The sequence below is a fragment of the Asticcacaulis machinosus genome (assembly GCF_028550435.1).
Lineage (GTDB): Bacteria > Pseudomonadota > Alphaproteobacteria > Caulobacterales > Caulobacteraceae > Asticcacaulis > Asticcacaulis machinosus.
This window is the reverse complement of record NZ_JAQQKV010000002.1, coordinates 36190-51625: the sequence shown is the minus strand read 5'-3', so window position 1 is coordinate 51625 and position 15436 is coordinate 36190. Positions and strand designations below refer to the sequence as shown.

Below are 15436 nucleotides of genomic sequence, written 5' to 3'. Positions count from 1 at the left end.
CTCCGGCCGCCCGGTCAAATCTCACGATTTACGAGTTGACGGATTGTAAAGGGTGTCCCTCTGAGAACTCCCCCTGATGCAGGGGGAGCTTCTGTTTAAGTCGGCTTAAACAGAAGAGGGGGGTAACATCTCTGGCTTCGCTCTACGATTAATCAGAAGCGTTTACCCTCCATAACAAAAGATTAACGCCTGACGGGGCATGATGGCGCATGTCTGAGTCTCAGTCCCGTTACATCGAAGATCTGGATGCGCAAGCGGCCGGCGTGCCAATACCTGTGAGCCCGTCGCGTCAGACCCTGCTTAAGCGGCTGGCGGATGTAGTCTGTCTGCCGGAAAGTCGGATAAATGCCTTTGAGCGGGCGGTGACGGCCGATTTGCTGGTCGAAATGCTCAGTGAGGCTGGCATCGAAGACCGCGCCCGCGTCGCGCGTCGCCTGTCCCATCTGACCGAGGTGCCGAACTCACTGGTGCGCCGCCTGATTGTTGATGATGTGCACGTCGCCCGCGCCCTGATCGAAGAGTGCGAGACCTTAAACGACTCTGATCTCAGTTATTGTGCTCGTAATGGCAGTCATGCGCACCGGATGATGCTGGCGGCGCGCAAGAATCTGGCGCCCATCCTGAGCGAAATCCTGATTGAACAGCAGGATGTGCGGGTCATAGAAGTCATTTTGAAAAACACCCGCGCCACCTTATCGCAAATGGCCGTTGAGGCGGTGGTGGTCTTAAGTCAATCCCAGCCGCAACTGATCCCGCTGGTTATCAAGCGTTCGGAAATGCGGCCCAGTTCGGCCTATGTCATGTTCTGGTGGGCGGACGCCGACGTGCGTCGTGTGATCCTGAGCCGCTTTGCCGTCAACCGCGAGGTGATGCAGGACGCGGCCTCCGACGTGTTTGCTATGGCTGCCGATGAAGGCTGGCAGGATGCCCTGTCGCGGAAGGCGCTTCAGTTCATTGAGCGACGTCAGCGCAACCGGGCGGCTCTGGCGCGCAGCCCGTTCGACAGCCTGGATGCGGCCATTGATGAGGCTGCGCGTAAGGGCATGACCCGCCATCTGGCCGAAGAGATATCTTACCTTGCCGGCATCAAACCTTCAACCGGTGCCAAAATTCTGCGTGACCGGGGCGGAGAGCCGCTGGCGGTGCTGTGTAAGGCAACAGGCCTGCCCAAATCATCCCTGCGCGCCCTGTGGAAGGCCCTGCGTCGGCCCGCACAGATGGCGGATGGGGCGGATCATCCGGAGCTTGAGCACGTGCTTTTGACCTACGACATGCTGGCGACCGATCGGGCGCAAACCGTATTGCGTTACTGGAACTGGTCTTTGTCTTCAGCGTTGAGTGCTACAATCATCAGGGCTCTGAGCAAAGGCGAAGATGTTGAGCTTGAGGCCTTAAGTGTCCCGGAACGTGCGGCTATGCTGGCTTTTGCACAGGACATGAAAACTTGAAAATTTTCAGGCCATCACTGATGTGACCTTAGGACGCACAGGATTTCATAAGTAATGTCTGTTCACATTCACCATGATGTGAATATTTTTTCTGGCGAACACTTGAATAATCAAAAGTCATGGCTTAGTTAAAGCCAACCTTAGATTTATATTGTTTTGGCAAAGCCACAGGATTTGTGTAATGGACAGCAAGACAGACACCATTGATATGACGGCAGACATCGTTTCGGCCTATGTTGGCAATAATTCTGTACCGGCCAGTGAGTTGCCGTCACTTATTCAGAATGTATATGCCGCGCTCAACAGCATTTCCAGTGGCGAAGAAACGAAGATCGAAGCGCCGAAAGAGCCCGCGGTTTCGGTAAAGAAATCTATTTCTTCTGATCATATCGTTTGTCTTGAAGATGGCCGTAAGTTCAAATCCCTGAAACGCCACCTGCGCACCAAGTATAATATGTCGCCCGAAGAATACCGCGCCAAGTGGGGCCTGCCGAAGGATTATCCGATGGTGGCACCAAACTATGCCAAGGCCCGTTCGGATCTGGCCAAAAAGATGGGCCTGGGTCAGGGCGGCCGTCAGGTGGCCCGCAAAACCCGCGCTGCAAAGTAGGGCCCGGCTCAGTATCTTCCTATCGATAATTAATGCCAAAGACGCCTTAACTGAGATTAAGGCGTCTTTTTTGTGTCTTTTTACCATCAGAGAGGTCGCGTTAACCCTTTTTTGCTTGCCAAAGAATCACCCCTTAAGAGAAGGTAAATTCAGGTGATTCGTTTTGATCGTGCGCGGATACTGGTGATTCGTGCGATTCGGGGCAGGTTGACGGACAGTGAGTATTGTCCGTGCAAAAGGGGCAGTGGCGCGTTTTGTTATGGCGGGTATAGCGGCTGAAATGGCATCGGCTTTACGCGGCCACGAAGACATCTTCCGTTACTGGAAGGGCCTTCGTAAGCCGGGACGGCTGCCCGCACGGGCCGATATAGATCCGTGTGCCTTGCGCAAGCTCTTGCCGACCATCAGCCTGATTGATGTTTCCGGCAGTTATCCGGCGGATGACCGGCATATTCTCCCGCCGGAAGCCTTCCGTCAGCGGCTGGCCGGAACGGAATTGTTCAGCGCCTACGGCACTGAGATCACCGGTAAAACCTTCGATGAAATATATGCGATAAATGAAGCCATGTACTGGGCTGAGGAATTGTCGCTGGTCGCCACAACCCGCAAACCCAATGTCGGGCTGCATTCTATGGCGTGGCGCGGGGCGCGGACCTTAAGCCTGTTTTGGTTGCGCCTGCCACTGGCCAGCGACGGGGTTAAGGTCGACATGATTCTGGGCCATGACGTCATGATTGGCCGACCGGACGCTGTGGCCTCTGGGATCCGGGCCGCCTGATATCTGCAATTAACAAGGTTGCCACCGAATCGCTGTGCCTGTGTCGGCTGAATATGCTACGTATGCAATTAGGACTTAATGCCTAAAATTATTCCCCTATTAATTGTTTTGTTATGAAAATGAGTCATTTGACACTTTTTAGCTGTAATTATTTTAGGTAAATTTACCTATTTTTTTCTTTAAATAGGAAAGTTATCCTCCTATCTTTGGACCTGCCTATGCTTGAGGCTTCACTGCGGCACGGGGCTGCGGCAACAAAGATGGTGTGATTATGACTGTGCCGTTATTTCTGGAAACCAAAGGGGATAAATCAGGGGCGCCCGCTCGTATTGCGGGTATGCGGCTGACGCAGCCTGAGATGCAGGCGATGAGGGATCATGCCAAGGCCCTGTTTGTGATTGATGTTGTATCTCATGCCACGGGCATTCTGCCTGCCGACATCATGTCCGCCTCACGTAATAATGCCAGGGCTGCGCGGGCGCGTCAGATGGCGATGTATCTGACCTATATTACCTATCAGTGGCCGCTGGCACGTATCGGTACGGCGTTCAGGCGCGACCGGACGACGGCGGGCCATGCCTGTCGGCTGATTGAGGATTTGCGCGATGACCGCGTCATTGATCGCGAACTGGACAGGATGGAAGCGTGTCTGAAAAATGCCCCGGAACCTCTGGCCATAATGTGCTGATGGGTGGTTATGCGCTCTGAAAAAATTAACCCATAAGCGTCTATGGTTGGGCAGATCGCTATCTGTTGCGCACCCTTAGCGGGTTTCAGGTTTTGGGGGTAATCATGTTGAAGTTCTGGCAAGGGTTCGCCGCAAATCGTACCCATTCATCAGAGGTGCCGGACGAGGCTAAAGGGGCCGATACTGAACGTCGCGCCCACCCATTAGCCAGCCTCAACCGACTGAAAGCCGAAAACGGTGCGGCCTTTTTAACCCCCCGCCATAAGTCGGCCTTTGAAAAGCTACATCATGACTATCTGGCCGGGTATGGCACCGATCATGTACGCACCAACTGGCACGCCTTTGGCGCCGATAGCAATGTGGCGCGGTTACGGATTGATGAGCCGATGTTCCGCCTGAAGGCAAGGGCGGCCTATGAAGGGGCGCTCTGTCATCTGGGGCATCCGGCGGGCGACATGATCCGCCGTCTGATGCAGGAGGGGCTTACCCTGCCGGTGCTGGAGCGCGACTACGGCTTGCCGCGTGGACACGGTAAGCTGGCGGTACGTGAGGCGCTGGAGCGGCTGGCGATCTATTACGGTATTTAAAGGTTCTATGCCGTTGCGTGCTTCAGACGCTCGACCATCGACATCAGTCCGTTGGTGCGCTGCGACGACAGGGCCTCATTCAGGCCGAGTTTATTCAGGGTGTCGCGGATCGAAAAATCCTGAATCTCTTCATGCGCCAGACCGTTCAGCAGTCGCGACAGCAACGCGATCAGGCCCTTAACGATAAAGGCATCGGAATCGCCGCGAAACTTTAAAATGCCGGCTGGCGCCTCATCAATCACCAGCCAGACCTGAGAGGCGCAACCACGCACCTTATTGGCCTCGGTCTTTTCGTTAAGCTCAAGCGGGGCCATGTCCTTGCCCAGATCGATAATGTATTTGTAGCGCTCTTCCCAGTCGTCGAAGAGTTCAAACTCTTCAAACAGGTCATCAAGACGTGACGTAAATTCAGACATATGCAGGGAACCTATATACTTTCCCCGGATGTGACCCTTCAGGCCTGGGATTTCAAGCGCAAAATGGCCTTAAGGCCCAGTCCGGGGGAGGTCGTGACCTTAAAATCGCCGCCCATAGCCTGACAATAGAGTTTCACGATCGCCCAGCCGAGGCCTGCGCCGGGCTGACTGCGGCCGGGGGCCCTGGGGCCGATTTCAAACGGCCGCATCAGCCGGTCGATCTCTTCCGCTGTGGGGGCTGCCCCGACATTGAACACCCAGATGTCGATATCGTCACCGACCGCCTTGGCCGAGACCTCGATCAGCGAGCCTTCGGGCGCGTGGCTTAAGGCATTATCGATCAGGTGATCGAGACAGATGCCGACCGCGCGGACATCGAAATAACCGCTTAAATTTTCGTCCTTGAGGCGCAGGCTGAAGCGGATATTGCGCGCTTCGGCCCGTCCGGCGTGGCTCAGCAGGGCATCTTCCAGACACAGCAGAACCTGTTGGGGGCTGCAAATCACGTCAGCATTACCGCCTTGCAGGCGCACAATCTCCAGCACATCATCAAACAGCCCCAGAAGCCGGCGGCCGCTGTCGTGAATAATGCCGGCATATTCATGGTATTGCGGCGAGCCTAAGGGGCCAAAATGTTCGTGACGCAGCACTTCGGAAAAGCCGATGATCGAATTCAGCGGCGTCCTCAGTTCATGGCTGACCATGCGCAGGAATGCGCGCCCGCCATCAGCCGGATCATCGCCGGGCAGGGTACGTTGGGCGCTATCGGCAACAGGCGCGCTGTCGTCGGTCTGGTGAGCCAGAATGTGTCGCAAAGGCGTGGACATGGCCCGACCTTAGCACGTCATGCTTAAGCTTCGCCTAATAAGTGATAGGTTTAGCTGTGCGTATGTTTGTTAGCTAATGTCACAGGTGTTGAAAAATAAGGTACATGCCCGCCGTTAATCTTAATGGGCGGTAGTCATGCCCAAGATTCTGTGATGTGCTTAACTCCATGCCTGATGTGTCGAAACCTGCGCCACCTGTGACCGCCGCCGCCTCCGGACGAGGGGGCCTGCGCATGAGCGTGGTGCTGTGGCACCTGAGCTGGTCGGCGCTGGCGCTCATGGGGCTGGCGGGGATGCTGTTCCTGCCCGCCACCTCGTTCGTGGTCGGCGCAATGGTCGCAGGCGCTATTCCGGGGTTGTGTTCGATCTTTCTGTTATCGCACGACAGCATCCGCCGCCGTCAGGTTCTGCTGTGGATATGGAGCCTGTGCAGCCTGATCGCGGTGGGCCTGACCGGTGGTGTGGCCGGGCCGTTGGCGGTGTGGATGGTGGCGCCTCTGGCGGCGGCGGTAGCGCTTAATCAGCGGGTGCTGATCTCGCTCGGCGCCAGTCTGTCGTTCATGTGTTTGCTGATCGCCACCTTCATCAGTGTGTCGCAGACTGTGCGCATCCCCGATGATCAGGAAGGGTTCTGGCTATCGTTTTTATCGCTGCTCAGCGTTTGCGTCGGCCTGTCGCTGGCCCTGATGCCCGCCTTGCGCGCGCGGGTCGAGCGGGCGCAGGACGCCGAAGATGCCAATGAGCGTCTGCTGACCCAACTGACCGAACAGCCGTGCCTGATCCTGAGTTTCGACGAAGGCGGGCGGGTGCTGTCAGCTTACGGCGAAGCACCCGCAGGCCTTGATATTCGCACCATGATGGAGCTTGGCCTGACGGCGTGTGCTCATGTGCCGGATCGGGTGGCGGTGGCCCTGGCGGTGGAGCAGGCCTCAAGCCTTGGCCGGTCTGAGGTGGGCTTTACCCCCCATGCCATGCTGGATCATTATCTGCACCTGAGCCTGAGGCGCGGACCGGACGGGCGGCTCTACGGGGTCATGAGCGATGCCTCATTGCAGCATGGCCGCGAAGTGGCGCTGGAGCAGGCCAAGACTGAGGCTGAGGGCTTTAATCAATCCAAGTCAGATTTTCTGGCGGGCATGAGCCATGAACTGCGCACGCCGCTCAATGCCGTCATCGGCTTTTCCGATATCATGCGCCAGAAGATGTTCGGGCCACTGTCGGCCAAATATGCCGAATATGCGCAATTGATCTTTGAATCAGGTCAGCATGTGCTCGACCTGATCAATGACGTGCTCGATGTCTCCAAGATCGAGGCTCAGAAATATACCTTAAAGCTTGAGGATTTCGACGCGCGTGAACCGGTGTCGGCGGCCCTGCGCATAGTCAGGGCTCAGGCCCAGAATATGCTGCAACCGGGGTCTGCTGACGATAGCGGCGGGGTGCGCATCAAGTCGGTACTGCCCCATACGCCGATTGAGGTTCAGGCCGATAAGCGCGCCTTGAAACAGATATGTCTTAACCTCCTGTCCAATGCCGTGCGCTTTACGCCGTCCGGCGGGCAGGTGACCCTGATGCTGAATGTGATCGGGAGCGATAAGCTTGAAATCAATATCACTGACACCGGCACCGGTATATCTGCGGCGGATCTGACCCGTCTGGGCCAGCCCTATGAGCAGGGCGGCTCCAGCGCGCAGCAGGCGGGCGGTACCGGGCTTGGGCTGTCGCTGGTCAAGGCGCTGGCCCACCTTCACGGCGGGGCGATGACGATTGAGAGCAGCCCCGGTGTCGGCACCAGCGTCAGCGTTATCCTGCCGGTCATTTCGCAAACCCGCGGTGAGCTTGACATCAGTGCCGTCTCGGCCCCGGTCAGCGCGGGCGATCATGGTGATGGGTCATCGCTTGATACCCGCATTGCCCAGACGCGCGCTTCAGGGTTTTCCGCCCTGTCCGAAGCCCCCCGTGCCGACATTGCCGATCCCGGCGGGTTTTCCGACTTTATCATCCGCCCGCCACGGTCTTAGGGGGAACGTTGTATTAACCCCCTCTTGAAATTAAACATGGTTTAATTTCAAGCTCCCCCTGCCTCAGGGGGAGTTCTTAAGTAAAGCTTCTCAACGCAAAAAAGCCCGCGTCCGATGCTAACCGGACGCAGGCTTTTTATGTATTGGCTTTAGAGCCCTACGACAGAACCACAATCACCACGCGGCGGTTGGCGGAGCGGCCCGCAGACGTATCGTTTCCGGCCACAGGCTGGGCGGAACCGTAGGAGATCGACGACATACGATTAAGCGCTACGCCTTGCTGGTTCAGGAAGCGGCGCACGCTGTCGGCGCGGTCAGCGCCCAGCTTATCATTGATCGCGTCGGTGCCGGTCGAGTCGGTATAGCCCTGGATCTCAAGATAGACGTTCTTGTTGTCGGCCTTTAGGCGGTCGGCCAGTTGGGTCAGGGTCGCCTTGGCCTGATCGGACAGAACCGCCTTACCGGTGTCAAACTTTACCGAATCGTCGGTCAAAACCACCGAATAGACAAACTTTCCCTCAGCCAGTTTGCCCGCGGCCGTAGCGCGGCTGAGCGCGTCCTGAGTGGTGGCATCAAGCTGGGTGAGGCGGGAGTCTTGCTGATCCATGCGGCTGTTGGCTGCACCGATCTTTTCGTCGACATACTTATGGCTGGCGCAGGCCGTGAGGCTGAGCATCAACGGGAGCGCAATAAGAGCGGCGACAGGCTTAAAGTGTTTCATATATTAATCTCTCTGGTCGTTATGTCTCCCCGAACCCAGTCTTGCCTTAACCATAAAGAATAGAAAAACGACCGAAAAAAGGCAAGATCACACATCCGTTATCGCGCCCGTGCGGGCCATCAGGCACCCTTTACCGCAGCTTCAATGGCGGCCACGTCGATCTTGCCCATAGTCATCATGGCTTCAAAGGCGCGTTTGGCCACATCTCCGCCCTGAGCCATAGCCTCGGTCAGAACGCGCGGCGTGATCTGCCATGACAGGCCCCATCTGTCCTTGCACCAGCCGCAGGCGCTTTCCGCGCCGCCATTACCCACAATGGCATTCCAGTAGCGATCGGTCTCTGCCTGATCTTCGGTGGCGATCTGGAAGGAAAACGCCTCTGTTTGCTTGAACACGTCGCCGCCGTTAAGCCCCAGGCACGGTATGCCGCAGACGCTAAACTCAACGGTCAGTACCTGACCGGCTTTGCCGCCCGGAAAATCAGACGGTGCGTGATGCACGGCGGTGACCGCACTGTCCGGAAAAACGCTGACGTAAAAGCGGGCCGCGTTTTCAGCATCGTCAGTGTACCACAGGCAGATTGTGTTCTTATTCATGGTCGTTTCCTTTGTTTAAACGAGTTCACGCAAACCTGTGCGCAGATCGGCGGGCGATAGGGTCAGCCGGGCATCGATCTCAGCGTGGGTCGATTGCCAGACGGGCAGGGCGGCGATCAGGCGGGCATGCCCCTCAGAGGTAAGGGTAATTTTGCGGCCGCGCCGGTCATTTGGATCGGGCGAAATCGTAATCAAGCCCTGACGCTCCAGTGGCTTGAGGGCGGCGGTCAGGGTCGTGCGATCCATCGCCAGAAATGCCGCCAATGGCCCCATAGAGACCGCCTCAGGACGGTTCAGCGCCATCAGCAGCGAAAACTGCCCGTTGGTCAAACCGTGCGGCCGTAAGGCGTCATCAAACCGGCGTGCCAGCGCGCGCGCCGCCCGTTGCGCCGCCAGACACAGGCAGTGGTCGCGCACATGCAGGGTCGCCGCAAACGGCAGGACGATGGCGCCCGACTCGATATTCAGGTTTGACATAACTGTAATATGTTGATATCAACATAAATTGTCAAGCGGGTGCGTATTCAAAATCATCAGAACACGGAGACGACCATCATGGCCTATATCGACGGATTTGTAACCGCAGTGCCGGCGGCCAATAAGGATATCTATATCGAGCATGCCGAAAAGGCGTGGGCGTTTATGAAAGAGTTCGGGGCGACGCGCATGTTTGAAAGCTGGGGCGATCAGGTGCCGGACGGCGAACTGACCGATTTCAAACGCGCGGTCAAATCTACGCCGGATGAAGTGGTGCTGTTGTCGTGGTTTGAATATCCCGATCGGGCGGTCAGAGACGCAGCGGGTGAAAAAATGATGGCCGATCCGCGCATGGACGACATGATGAAGGACATGCCCTTTGACGGTAAGCGCATGATCTATGCCGGTTTCGAGGTGATTATCGATGAGGGGGATGCCAAGACTGGGGATGCCAAGACTGGGGGCGGCAAACCTGGCTATGTCGACGGCTCATTGCTGCCGGTGCCCGCCAGCAGCCGGGAGGCTTATCGCGCCATCTCCACGCAACAGGCCAAGGCCTTTATCGAGCAGGGGGCTTTGCGCGTGGTGGGTGCCTGGGGGGATGATGTGCCCGATGGTAAAGTGACCGACTATAAGGGGGCGGTGAAGCTAAATGAGGGTGAGGTTGTCACCTATAACTGGATCGAATGGCCATCACGGGCCGTGCGTGATGCGGCCTGGGGCAATCTGATGAGCGACCCTCGTTTCGAAGATGATCCGGCCGCACTCCCGGCCGATGGCCAGAAACGCCGTGTTTATGGCGGGTTTGAAACCATTCTGGATGTGGGTCAGTAGCGGCCTATTGCCCATACGGGGATGGCAAGGCGATGAATCCTGCGCCCGTGATGAAGTCACCGACTTCAAAGCGGGCATAGCGGGGGCCGTCACGAAACTCAAAAGCAACGATCATGTCTTCGCGCGGATCAAGCCCGGCCATTGCCATCATAGCAGACCGTGGAAAATCAAAGCGCACTGTGGGTTTGGGTTCCGTCGTGCCGACATATTGCCCGGTGACATCAAAGCCCGCCAGATTAACCTTGCGTCCGCCCCCCAAAGCGATCTGAAGATCGCGCCGGTTTGAGGCCATGAAGGTGCGGCTGTAGGCTTCGTTAAATCCAGCCGGCAGACGGGTGCTCAGGGTATATGTATCGCGCGAGATGACGCCTGTGCTGTTCATCCGCGGGTCGCGCATCATCAGGCGGGCCGCATATGGGCGCTCATCCCCCTTGAACTGCGCCATGACGGTTAAATCAAAGCCGGTCAGGGTGCCGTAAAGCCCCAGCGCCAGATGGCCATCGCGACTGTTCTGATGCTGCACCAGGCGCCACATCACATCATCGCCGTGGCTGCGTGTGGCCTGCCAGCTTGTGCGGCCCGACGGCAGGTCAAGACGTGGCTGGGCGACAAACGCGCGGTAGGCGCCGCGTACGGTTTCGGCTTCAGATTGCAGGGCAGAGGAGGCGCAGTCGACGCGTTCACCGGCCTCACGGGCGCGGTTTAACACCATACGCATGTTACTGGCGGAAATGCCCGCGCGTACCAACTGATTGCGTGACTGGATCAGGCCGGCATTCAGGGCGGTCACGGCCGGGGCATCGAGCAAATGGCAACGTTTATCCGCCGTCAGTATGAACTGGCGGCGCGTCAGGGTCTCAATCGCATCGCTGCGAGCGTCAGCCAAGGCCGCACCAGACGTTATGCCTGATGCTACCATCACAGCGAGGAGCAGGTTTTTAATCTGCCGCGCATTGGGTTCCGAAAACCGCTTCACACTTTTCGGAATGCGCTTTACTTTATGGATTGCCACGAAAGTCCACCTAACCCGATTAATAAGGGGACTATAAGCGCATCAGCCTTTAGGCCCCGTTTCCAAAGAAGGTAAACAGCGTGTTATTATCGACGGATTTTTGGGTCGGTGCCCTGTTGCGGCGCATCGAGCAGGGCGGTGGCTTTGGTTATATTGCGCAAAAAGGCGATGCCAAAGCCGGCGGCGTGATCATCAAGGTCATTAATCTGATGACGCGGCAAGGCTATCTGCTGCGTGAGGCCCAGACGCAAGATGGGGCCGTGTGGATGCGCCCCATCAAGACCGATGATGAACTCGAAATCGATAACTATCTGCAAAAGCAGATGAAATTCGACCCGGATTTGTGGGTGGTTGAGATTGAGGACCGTGAGGGGCGCCATTTCTTAACCGAGAAAGTTGAGGATTTATAAACCCTCTTCTTCAACGGGATATCAAACCCTTGGGTGTATTGTGAGTTCAGTAACGCATAATACGAAGGGTGTCATCTGTTGTATTTCCTGTTGAACGATCTGGTCCTGGAACTTGACCCTTCGCGCATGATGCACCCGCTGGAGGCCGAACGGTTCGAGGCCCTGAGCCTTGATTACATCGCTCAACTGGGCAAGGAAATGTTCGCGCAAGACCCGCAGGCTCACCGCCAGAACCCTGAGCGCGCGCGCCGTCTGGCCTACCTCATTCAGCTTAAAATGCCGCGGGTCAATGCCGCGCAGTTCTTTGCTATGTCCAATCAGGGACGGGTCGAGGATATCGACGCCAGCTTCAAGGCGCTTAATGAAATGGTGATGGGCATGATGTACCAGGAGCAGGTCTCCGGCGCGCTCAATGCCGCTAAGGTCGATCAGGCCGTCTGGCATCGTCAGGCGGCGTAAGGCTGCGGTCGATTTTTTCTAACGAGAAAACTGTCCGAGTGATCTGATGTGGTACGTGCGGGCGTGAATATCGCCTGAAGTAATCGGCCCCCCCAGACCAAAAGCGCCCTCATCCGGTGGGGCGCTTTTTTCGTGTAGTCCTATCTTAAGTCCCTCGCCGGGCGGTGGCTCCGCCACCTTGGCCGCCGCCGCAATGGCGGCTATCCCGCTCCGCCGCTTTGACGGCGGTCGGGGCCGCGATACTGCGGGTCATTGCGGCGACGACGGTCGGGCCCGAAATAGGTTGAGGTTTTGATGAACGGCCGCGGATGATTGATGATAGCTGCGATTTTACGGTGCAGTTCTGTGGCGGTCACGGGTTTGGCGCAAAACTCGTTGACCCCGGCGTCACGGGCCGAGGTAACGCGCGAGCGCTCCGAATGAGCGGTCAGCATGATGATCGGCACATAGCGATTGGGACTGTCGGACGAATTGCGCACCATCTGCACAAATTCAACGCCGTCCAGCACGTCCATCTGATAATCGACCACGCAGATATCGATGGCGTCATTTTTCAGCCGATAAAACGCATCGGTGGCGTCTTTGGCTTCAAACACATGCACGGCCCCAAAGCCGCGCAAGATGGTTTTGACGATGCCGATCATATGGCTGTTATCATCAACGATCAGGAATCTTACGCGCTCTAAGCCCAAGACACATCCCTCTGGTTACGCCTACTTTATATCTGTAAGCGGAATATAACCTGTTATGTTTAAGCCTGATTTAAGGCGGAGCGGGCGTGGCGTTTATTTTTGATCCAGCGCTTTAGCGGTCAGTTCAGCGACGTTTTTTGACAGCTTAGGTGTTGCCATGATGCTCTCCAAGGCAGCCTTCATCGCTTCACGGTACGGCGAAGCATAGCGCTTATAACCGCTTAAGGATTCGACCAGTCGCGCCGCCGTCATCGGGTTGAATTCATCGACCGTCAGAATCTGATCAACCACAAAGCCGTAACCATAGCTATCGGACGCGAATACGCCGTGGAACACAGCCGGATTATTAGAGGCCAGATTTTGCACCAGAGCGCGCCAGCGATTGGGCACCTTCGGGTCAAAGTCGGGGTGGCGGCTTAAGCGCTCAATGCGCGCCAGCGTCTCCGGGTGCGGACAGGCAGCCTGAAGGGCGAACCATTTGTCGATGACCAGAGGCTCGTCTTTGAAGCGGGCATAAAAGGCATCAAGGGCGGCCTCATAAGGCTCACCATGCACGGACATCAATGCCGTAAGGGCTGCGATCATGTCGGTCATGTTATCCGCGCGGGCATAATGGGCGCTGGCGAGTGCCGACAGTTCCGATTGGTGGGCCGCATCAGCCGTGCCGTAGCCCGCCATGATCAGATCGAGCAGGGCGTTGCGCAGGGCCCGCCCCCCTGCACTCTGGGCATCCGGTGAGAAGGTCGTGGGCGGTTGAATGGCATCGTAAAGGTCGCGCAAGGTTGGATAGAGCGCGCGCGATAATTCTGCCTTGACGGCCTTGCGACGGGTGTGGATGGCGGCCGGATCGACCGGAGACATCTCTTGGGCCAGCCCCTGCTCGGTCGGCAGGGCCATGATCAGGGCCTTGAACGCGGGCTCTAGGGCGTCATCAAGCAAAGTCGCTTTTAGTGCCTCGGCATAGGGGGCCACATCGCCGCCGGTCAGGATCAGATTTTGGGCCAGTTTCTGCGCCGCTTCCCAGCGGTTGAACGGGTCGGTGTCGCCTTTGAAGCGGGCGAAAAGATGCGATTGCGGTTCTTCGACCTCAAGGATCACGGGCGCGGAGAAATGGCGAAGGGCTGACAGGACGGGAGCGGCGGCCACATCGGTCAGGGTGATGGCGGCGAACGGCTGATCCAGCACATAGGTGATTTCGATTTGGCTCTGGCCTTCAAAGCCAAAGCTCTGCGGGGTGCCGTCTTCGCTTAAAATCCCCAGACGCACCGGGATCGGTACTGCTGCCTTGGTCGGCTGAGATGGGGTAGGCGCGGTCGATTGGCTAAGGCTCAAGGTCAGGGACTTTGCCGCGGCGTCATAGGTCTGGGTGATCTTCAGGCGCGGCGTACCGGCCTGAGTGTACCAGTTCAGCCAGTTTGAGACATCATTACCCGTGACGGCTTCAAAGCTTTTCAGGAAGTCTTCCAGCGTGGCTGCCGTCCCGTCATGGGTGGCGAAATAGTGGTCCAGGGCGGTGCGGTAGACTTTCGGCCCCATTACGGTTTTCAGCATACCGACGATTTCCGCGCCCTTTTCATAGATGGTGGCGGTGTAAAAATTGTCGATCTTGAGATAGGATGACGGGCGCACCGGATGGGCCAGCGGGCCGGCGTCTTCGGGGAATTGACGGGCGCGCAGGGCCTTGACGTCCTTGATGCGCTGAACGGCGTGGCCGCGCTGATCGGACGAGAAGCCCTGATCGCGGAAGACGGTCAGGCCTTCCTTGAGACAAAGCTGGAACCAGTCGCGGCAGGTGACGCGGTTGCCCGACCAGTTATGGAAATATTCGTGGGCGATGACGCTTTCGATCCGCTCATAATCGGCATCCGTGGCCGTGGTCGGATCGGCCAGCAGCAGTGAGGCGTTGAAGATATTCAGGCCCTTGTTTTCCATGGCGCCGAAGTTGAAATCGCGCACCGCCACGATCATGAACAGGTCAAGGTCGTATTCGCGGCCATAGGCGCTTTCATCCCAAGCCATTGAGCGTTTCAGGGCGTCCATCGCATAGGCGGCCCGCGCGCTCATGCCGGTATCGACATAGATTTTCAGATCGACCGTCCGCCCTGATGAGGTGGTGAATGTGTCCTCAAGTACATCCAGTTCACCGGCGACCAGTGCAAACAGATAGGACGGCTTATTAAACGGATCCTGCCAGACGGCATAGTGGTGGGTGTCGTCTAAGTCGCCATATTCGATCAGATTGCCATTGGACAAAAGGTGCGGGAACCCAATCTTGGGGGCTTCGACGCGAACCGTATATTTCGACAGGACATCGGGCCGGTCGGGGAAATAGGTGATTTTGCGGAAACCTTCGGCCTCGCACTGGGTGCAGTAGCGGCCCGACGACATATAGAGGCCTTCCAGCGTTTTATTGTCCTGCGGGTTGATCTCGACCTCGGTTTCCAGAACAAACTGCGCGGGTACGTCACGAAGGGTGAGGGTTTCCGGTGTAATCTCATAGGTGTCGGGCGACAGGTCAGCGCCATCCAGTTTGATGCTGATCAGCTTAACCCGTTCTCCCAGCAGAACCAGCGGGGCGGGGGATTCCCCGAGGCGCTCAAAGCTCAGGCGGGTGGTGACCCGCGTCTCGGTCGGATCGAGCCGGAAGGTGAGGTCTGTCGCACTGACGCGGTAAGCCGGTGCCCTATAGTCGGTGAGGCGGATCGGGCGGGCGATTTCAGTGCGCATGGCTTTGACTCAAGGTGTCTATTAAAAACTGTGATTCTACTGTTTCAAACCTGATCGCCCAAGGCAATTCAAATTACCGCCATGTAGTGGGTGCGTAACCCGCGAATTTTAGCCCATCATTTCCCCGTTCAGG

The 15436-nt window shown here is 57.2% G+C and carries 17 protein-coding genes; 9 read left to right on the top strand and 8 right to left on the bottom strand.

Annotated features, from left to right (window positions below; translation table 11 throughout):
- Positions 1–209 precede the first annotated feature (209 nt).
- The 5 genes from PQU98_RS08730 to PQU98_RS08710 all read left to right on the top strand — a co-directional run bounded on the left by PQU98_RS08730 (position 210) and on the right by PQU98_RS08710 (position 4111).
- Complete coding sequence (locus PQU98_RS08730; protein WP_272744559.1) at positions 210–1448, top strand: DUF2336 domain-containing protein; 1239 nt, start codon at positions 210–212, stop codon at positions 1446–1448.
- 181 nt (positions 1449–1629) lie between these two features.
- On the top strand, positions 1630–2058 hold the full coding sequence (locus tag PQU98_RS08725) for a Ros/MucR family transcriptional regulator (protein ID WP_272744558.1): 429 nt from the start codon (positions 1630–1632) through the stop codon (positions 2056–2058).
- A gap of 217 nt (positions 2059–2275) precedes the next feature.
- Positions 2276–2836: a motility/cell cycle regulatory protein MopJ gene (mopJ, locus tag PQU98_RS08720; RefSeq protein WP_368408151.1), complete on the top strand. Its 561-nt coding sequence runs from the start codon at positions 2276–2278 to the stop codon at positions 2834–2836.
- A 271-nt stretch (positions 2837–3107) separates the two neighbouring features.
- The gene (locus tag PQU98_RS08715; RefSeq protein WP_272744557.1) at positions 3108–3524 is read left to right on the top strand and encodes a helix-turn-helix domain-containing protein; all 417 of its coding nucleotides are present in this window, start codon (positions 3108–3110) and stop codon (positions 3522–3524) included.
- A gap of 104 nt (positions 3525–3628) precedes the next feature.
- A complete protein-coding gene (locus tag PQU98_RS08710; RefSeq protein ID WP_272744556.1) occupies positions 3629–4111 on the top strand; it encodes a DUF6456 domain-containing protein in 483 nt (160 codons plus the stop codon).
- 5 nt (positions 4112–4116) lie between these two features.
- Here the strand turns inward: PQU98_RS08710 and PQU98_RS08705 are convergent, their stop codons facing one another.
- Together PQU98_RS08705 and PQU98_RS08700 are read right to left on the bottom strand one after the other, a co-directional pair.
- Positions 4117–4527, bottom strand: a complete 411-nt coding sequence (locus PQU98_RS08705; RefSeq protein ID WP_272744555.1) for a SufE family protein — start codon at positions 4525–4527, stop codon at positions 4117–4119.
- 38 nt (positions 4528–4565) lie between these two features.
- Positions 4566–5354, bottom strand: a complete 789-nt coding sequence (locus PQU98_RS08700; protein WP_272744554.1) for a sensor histidine kinase — start codon at positions 5352–5354, stop codon at positions 4566–4568.
- Positions 5355–5509: 155 nt separating this feature from the next.
- Here PQU98_RS08700 and PQU98_RS08695 point away from each other — a divergent pair, with 155 nt between their 5' ends.
- Positions 5510–7375 (top strand): sensor histidine kinase, encoded by a 1866-nt coding sequence (locus PQU98_RS08695; protein ID WP_272744553.1) that lies wholly within the window; start codon positions 5510–5512, stop codon positions 7373–7375.
- Positions 7376–7532: 157 nt separating this feature from the next.
- Here PQU98_RS08695 and PQU98_RS08690 read toward each other — a convergent pair whose 3' ends face one another.
- The 3 genes from PQU98_RS08690 to PQU98_RS08680 form a co-directional block, all read right to left on the bottom strand.
- Positions 7533–8096 (bottom strand): OmpA family protein, encoded by a 564-nt coding sequence (locus tag PQU98_RS08690; protein WP_272744552.1) that lies wholly within the window; start codon positions 8094–8096, stop codon positions 7533–7535.
- 119 nt (positions 8097–8215) lie between these two features.
- Positions 8216–8692 carry a VOC family protein gene (locus tag PQU98_RS08685; RefSeq protein WP_272744551.1) on the bottom strand — a complete coding sequence of 159 codons (477 nt, stop codon included), beginning with the start codon at positions 8690–8692 and terminating at the stop codon, positions 8216–8218.
- Positions 8693–8707: 15 nt separating this feature from the next.
- The gene (locus tag PQU98_RS08680; protein ID WP_272744550.1) at positions 8708–9169 is read right to left on the bottom strand and encodes a MarR family winged helix-turn-helix transcriptional regulator; all 462 of its coding nucleotides are present in this window, start codon (positions 9167–9169) and stop codon (positions 8708–8710) included.
- Positions 9170–9247: 78 nt separating this feature from the next.
- Between PQU98_RS08680 and PQU98_RS17130 the strand changes: the two genes are divergently transcribed.
- Positions 9248–10003 carry a DUF1428 domain-containing protein gene (locus PQU98_RS17130; RefSeq protein WP_438263870.1) on the top strand — a complete coding sequence of 252 codons (756 nt, stop codon included), beginning with the start codon at positions 9248–9250 and terminating at the stop codon, positions 10001–10003.
- Positions 10004–10007: 4 nt separating this feature from the next.
- On the opposite strand, the gene PQU98_RS08665 is transcribed toward PQU98_RS17130, so the two are convergent.
- Positions 10008–11015, bottom strand: coding sequence for a hypothetical protein (locus PQU98_RS08665; protein ID WP_272744549.1), 1008 nt, complete (start codon positions 11013–11015; stop codon positions 10008–10010).
- A gap of 80 nt (positions 11016–11095) precedes the next feature.
- Between PQU98_RS08665 and PQU98_RS08660 the strand changes: the two genes are divergently transcribed.
- Together PQU98_RS08660 and PQU98_RS08655 are read left to right on the top strand one after the other, a co-directional pair.
- Positions 11096–11425 carry a DUF1491 family protein gene (locus tag PQU98_RS08660; RefSeq protein WP_272744548.1) on the top strand — a complete coding sequence of 110 codons (330 nt, stop codon included), beginning with the start codon at positions 11096–11098 and terminating at the stop codon, positions 11423–11425.
- Positions 11426–11515: 90 nt separating this feature from the next.
- On the top strand, positions 11516–11884 hold the full coding sequence (locus PQU98_RS08655) for a hypothetical protein (RefSeq protein ID WP_272744547.1): 369 nt from the start codon (positions 11516–11518) through the stop codon (positions 11882–11884).
- A gap of 200 nt (positions 11885–12084) precedes the next feature.
- On the opposite strand, the gene PQU98_RS08650 is transcribed toward PQU98_RS08655, so the two are convergent.
- Both PQU98_RS08650 and pepN read right to left on the bottom strand, forming a co-directional pair.
- Positions 12085–12576 carry a response regulator gene (locus PQU98_RS08650; RefSeq protein WP_272744546.1) on the bottom strand — a complete coding sequence of 164 codons (492 nt, stop codon included), beginning with the start codon at positions 12574–12576 and terminating at the stop codon, positions 12085–12087.
- Positions 12577–12669: 93 nt separating this feature from the next.
- A complete protein-coding gene (gene pepN / locus PQU98_RS08645) occupies positions 12670–15303 on the bottom strand; it encodes an aminopeptidase N (protein WP_272744545.1) in 2634 nt (877 codons plus the stop codon).
- Positions 15304–15436 lie beyond the last annotated feature (133 nt).

What these genes read in the sequence shown, in the direction of transcription:
- pepN (WP_272744545.1), bottom strand. Translation starts at nt 15,303, where the DNA reads ATGCGCACTGAAATCGCCCGCCCGATCCGCCTCACCGACTATAGGGCA.
- PQU98_RS08715 (WP_272744557.1), top strand. Translation starts at nt 3,108, where the DNA reads ATGACTGTGCCGTTATTTCTGGAAACCAAAGGGGATAAATCAGGGGCG.
- PQU98_RS08730 (WP_272744559.1), top strand. Translation starts at nt 210, where the DNA reads ATGTCTGAGTCTCAGTCCCGTTACATCGAAGATCTGGATGCGCAAGCG.
- PQU98_RS08710 (WP_272744556.1), top strand. Translation starts at nt 3,629, where the DNA reads ATGTTGAAGTTCTGGCAAGGGTTCGCCGCAAATCGTACCCATTCATCA.
- PQU98_RS08725 (WP_272744558.1), top strand. Translation starts at nt 1,630, where the DNA reads ATGGACAGCAAGACAGACACCATTGATATGACGGCAGACATCGTTTCG.
- PQU98_RS08685 (WP_272744551.1), bottom strand. Translation starts at nt 8,692, where the DNA reads ATGAATAAGAACACAATCTGCCTGTGGTACACTGACGATGCTGAAAAC.
- PQU98_RS08680 (WP_272744550.1), bottom strand. Translation starts at nt 9,169, where the DNA reads ATGTCAAACCTGAATATCGAGTCGGGCGCCATCGTCCTGCCGTTTGCG.
- PQU98_RS08705 (WP_272744555.1), bottom strand. Translation starts at nt 4,527, where the DNA reads ATGTCTGAATTTACGTCACGTCTTGATGACCTGTTTGAAGAGTTTGAA.
- PQU98_RS08690 (WP_272744552.1), bottom strand. Translation starts at nt 8,096, where the DNA reads ATGAAACACTTTAAGCCTGTCGCCGCTCTTATTGCGCTCCCGTTGATG.
- PQU98_RS08700 (WP_272744554.1), bottom strand. Translation starts at nt 5,354, where the DNA reads ATGTCCACGCCTTTGCGACACATTCTGGCTCACCAGACCGACGACAGC.
- PQU98_RS17130 (WP_438263870.1), top strand. Translation starts at nt 9,248, where the DNA reads ATGGCCTATATCGACGGATTTGTAACCGCAGTGCCGGCGGCCAATAAG.